Raw genomic sequence first — 3,472 nt, 5'->3', positions numbered from 1 at the left:
GGGCGGGGCAGGCGCGGCCGGGGCGGCCGGCACGGAGACGGGCACAGGCACAAGCGCGGGCACCGGGTGGGAGAGCCCGGCGGGCAACCCGATCATGGCGCTCGTCGAACGCGCCCAGGACGGCGACGGCGAGGCCTTCGGCCGGCTCTACGACCACTACGCGGACACGGTCTACCGCTACATCTACTACCGCGTCGGGGGCCGGGCCACGGCCGAGGACCTCACCAGCGAGACCTTCCTGCGGGCACTGCGCCGCATCGGCACCTTCACCTGGCAGGGCCGGGACTTCGGCGCCTGGCTGGTCACCATCGCCAGAAACCTGGTGGCCGACCACTTCAAGTCCAGCCGCTTCCGGCTGGAGGTCACCACCGGCGAGATGCTCGACTCCAACCAGGTCGAGCCGAGCCCCGAGGAGTCCGTGCTGGAGTCCCTCTCCAACGCGGCCCTGCTGGAGGCGGTGCGCCGGCTCAACCCGCAGCAGCAGGAGTGCGTCACGCTCCGGTTCCTGCAAGGGCTTTCGGTGGCGGAGACGGCGCGGATCATGGGCAAGAACGAGGGAGCGATCAAGACCTTGCAGTACCGCGCGGTCCGCACGCTGGCCCGACTGCTGCCCAGCGATGCCCGGTAGGGGCGACGCGTACATCGGCGGAGCTGACGCTTGCGTAACCCTCCTCTCCCACAATCGTTGCGCAGGATGCAAGGCCCAATTCCGGGAACTGCTTCACCCTTTCGGGTGGATCGTGGCGCGACGGTGCAACCTGCCGCTCGGCCGAACAGTCGATAACGTCGAGAGGAGGTGCTGCCCATGACAGCGAACGTGCTGGAGTTCCGTCGGGCGAGAGCCTTCGCCGACGCCGTGGATGCCCGGGAGGCCCGGTTCGACGAAGAGCCCGGCGAGGGCGAGGGACAGTACGACCATATGCTCGCCATGGTGACCGCGTTGGCCACCGTGTCGGGGCCGAGCCTTGATCCTCAGGTCCGCCTGACGCAACGCGCGTTGCTGGTGGCCGAGTTCGAGCGGGCCTTCGCGGGCGGCGGCGGGGCGATGGTGCCCGCCCAGCGCTCCCGTCGCGGCTCCCACCGCGCGGTCCGACCGGCGGCGCTGTGGCCGTCCACCCGTTGGGGTCGCCGCCTCGCCGTCGGCGGCCTGGCCTCGATGATGGCGCTCGGCACGCTCGGTGGCGTCGCCGTGGCCTCCACGTCGTCGCTCCCCGGGGATTCCCTCTACGGCATGAAGCGGGGCCTGGAGGACTGGCGGCTCAACCTCGCCGGCTCGGACGAGGAACGCGGCAAGCTGCTCCTGGACGAGGCCTCCACGCGGATGGACGAGGCCCGCCAGCTGATGAGCCGCGGCTCGTCGGTGGGCTCCCGCCGGCTCAGCCCGCAGACCATCGCCGACCTCGACCGCGCGCTGTCGGACATGAACGCCGAGGGCAAGCGCGGCCGCGATCTGCTCAACGAGATCTACCGGCGCAGTCACTCGCTGGCCCCGCTCCAGCAGCTCGCCGGCTTCGCGGCGGTGCAGAGCCGGGCGATGGACCAGCTGGAGCCCGAACTCCCGGGCCAGCTCGACCCGGTGGCCTCGCAGGTGCGCGGCCTGCTCTCCGGCATAAGGCAGGAGGTCACCCCGCTGCTGCCGGCCACGCCGGACGCGGGCGCCGACAACGACTCGGGCGGCTCTCCGTCCCCGTCCGCGTCCGTCGGCACGCCCTCGGGCAGCACGACATCGGGCACGGGCACGATGCAGGGCGGCACGTCGCCCTCCACGGCGCCTTCGGGCCAGACCACCTCCGGCACGGGCAACCTCGTCGGCGGCTCCGGCCTCGGCAGCGTCGGCGGCCTTCTCGGCGGCCCGTCGCCCTCCACCGCCCCGTCCACCACCCCGAGCGCGAGCCCGAGCGGCTCGGGAGGCGCCGGCCTGACGATCCCCCCTTTGGTCGGGGGCTTGTTGCCGGGGATCGGGATCGGGGTCTCGGGCAGCTAGCAGGCTAGCGCTCAAGGGGCGCGAGGAACTGCGCGAGCAACCATCCTGTCGGGATGGCCCTGCTCGCTCGGCGACTGACCACCCATGGTGGCTTGTCGCGCAGTTCCTCGCGCCCCTTGTCGTGCAAGGTCCCTGGTGTCAGTCCCTGGTGTCAGAAGAAGACGGACCGCCGTTGCACCAGCATCCGGTAGAGGGTGTGCTGGATCGTCTCGCGGACCTGGTCCGTCAGGTTGAACATCAGCATCGGGTCGTCCGCCGCCTCCGGCGGGTACGCGTCGGTGGGGATGGGCTCCCCGAACTGGATGACCCACTTCGTGGGGAGCGGCAGCGCGCCCAGGGGGCCGAGCCACGGGAACGTGGGGGTGATCGGCACGTACGGCAGGCCCAGCAGGCGGGCCAGGGTCTTCGCGTTGCCGATCATCGGATACGTCTCCTCCGCGCCGACGATCGAGCACGGCACGATCGGGACCCCGGCCCGCAACGCGGAGGAGACGAAGCCGCCGCGGCCGAAGCGCTGGAGCTTGTACCGGTCGGCGAAGGGCTTGCCGATGCCCTTGAAGCCCTCCGGCCAGACCCCGACGATCTCGCCGTTCTCCAGCAGCCGCTGCGCGTCCTCGTTGCAGGCGAGCGTGTGCCCGGCCTTGCGGGCCAGCTCGTTGACGACCGGGAGGACGAAGACCAGGTCCGCCGCGAGCATCCGCAGATGGCGGTCGGCGTGGTCGTGGATGGCGACCTGCGTCATCAGCGCGTCCAGTGGCAGCACCCCGGAGTGGTTGGCGACGACCAGCGCGCCGCCCTTGGCGGGCAGGTTCTCCGCGCCGCGCACGTCGACGCGGAAGTACTTGTCCGCCAGCGGGCGCATCAGCGACAGGAACACCTGCTCGGTGAGCTCCTCGTCGAAGCCGAACTCGTCGACCCGGTAGTCGCCGGTGAGGCGACGCCGCAGGAAGCCGAGGCCGTTCGCGGCGCGCCGCTCCCAGCCGTCGCCCAGGACCCTGCCCGCGACGCCGCCCAGCGGGCCCGCCAGCGCGTTGCCGACGGCCTGGGCCACGGCCTCGGCGACGCCGCCCTCGCCGCCCTGGCCGCCCTGGCCGCCCTCGGGGCCCGGCGTCCGGGCACCCTGCTGCTGGTCGTCCGCCTGCGGCGGGCGCGCGGCGGGAACCCCGCGCCGCTTGGTGATGGGGATGACCTTGGCGTCGCGCTCCTCGCGCCAGGTCTGCTCCCGCGCCGAGCCCATCCCTCACGTCCTCTCGATCGTCACTGGCAGCGCGTCGGCGACCCGGTCGGTCCAGGCCGCCACGCGCGCGGGCGGCAGCAGGCCGGGGCCCAGGGCCGCGCCGAGGCAGGCCAGGGCCTGCTCGGTGGTGTAGGCGGGGGTGTAGCCGAACGTCTCCCGCAGCTGCGTGGTGTCCACGACCCGGCCGTGCGTCAGCAGCCGCAGCTGCTCGGGGGAGAAGTCCAGCATCCGTGTCTGGCGGGCCAGGCCCC

General features: G+C 72.6%; 3 protein-coding genes and 1 pseudogene. 2 read left to right on the top strand and 2 right to left on the bottom strand.

Annotated features, from left to right (window positions below; genetic code table 11):
* Together TR50_RS26430 and TR50_RS26425 are read left to right on the top strand one after the other, a co-directional pair.
* Nucleotides 1-628: ECF subfamily RNA polymerase sigma factor, BldN family (locus tag TR50_RS26430; protein ID WP_042427060.1), on the top strand; the 628-nt coding region annotated here is incomplete at its 5' end.
* A gap of 177 nt (nt 629-805) precedes the next feature.
* Nucleotides 806-1,984 carry a DUF5667 domain-containing protein gene (locus TR50_RS26425; RefSeq protein WP_042427024.1) on the top strand — a complete coding sequence of 393 codons (1,179 nt, stop codon included), beginning with the start codon at nt 806-808 and terminating at the stop codon, nt 1,982-1,984.
* 151 nt (nt 1,985-2,135) lie between these two features.
* Here the strand turns inward: TR50_RS26425 and TR50_RS26420 are convergent, their stop codons facing one another.
* On the bottom strand, nt 2,136-3,221 hold the full coding sequence (locus TR50_RS26420; protein ID WP_042427022.1) for a lysophospholipid acyltransferase family protein: 1,086 nt from the start codon (nt 3,219-3,221) through the stop codon (nt 2,136-2,138).
* A 3-nt stretch (nt 3,222-3,224) separates the two neighbouring features.
* Nucleotides 3,225-3,472 (bottom strand): annotated as a pseudogene (locus TR50_RS49180) (NAD-dependent epimerase/dehydratase family protein); the annotation flags it as partial.

It is taken from the genome of Streptacidiphilus anmyonensis, assembly GCF_000787855.1.
Classification (GTDB): Bacteria; Actinomycetota; Actinomycetes; order Streptomycetales; family Streptomycetaceae; genus Streptacidiphilus; species Streptacidiphilus anmyonensis.
The sequence above is the reverse complement of the archived record's forward strand: the minus strand, read 5'-3'. Positions and strand labels throughout refer to the sequence as shown.